The 323-nt window shown below is 48.0% G+C and carries 1 other RNA gene; it reads right to left on the bottom strand.

Annotated elements, in window-relative coordinates:
• Window positions 1–323: a transfer-messenger RNA gene (gene ssrA, locus HPC67_RS15680) on the bottom strand; the annotation flags it as partial.

The following is a 323-nucleotide window of genomic DNA, read 5'->3' as shown; positions in this document are numbered from 1 at the left end:
CAGAAACATCGATTACTTAAGCGTCTACGAGCGTAGCCTGCATATTTATGGTTTCACTCATCTTCTTGCCTGCGGGCGGGCCTTCCAAGAGCTAGTCTGTTCATCTCTTCTTACGTTCTCAGACAGGAACGCAAGCGTAGCCTACTTGGATGTGCTCTTCACAGACACATAGGCAATGTCAGGAAGAGCTCGCTGCGCTTATTAGGCAGCTAATGCTACGTTTTGGTTAAAACTGTTAGTTTTGCCAGTTATATTTAAGTGCGTGTTTACGAGATCGCCTCTCGGCTCGCAGCTCAAGCTCGATCCATCCCTGTCGAATCCGT

Source organism: Lentibacillus saliphilus, assembly GCF_019093865.1.
Lineage (GTDB): Bacteria > Bacillota > Bacilli > Bacillales > Amphibacillaceae > Lentibacillus_B > Lentibacillus_B saliphilus.
This window is presented reverse-complemented; position numbering and strand designations above follow the sequence as displayed.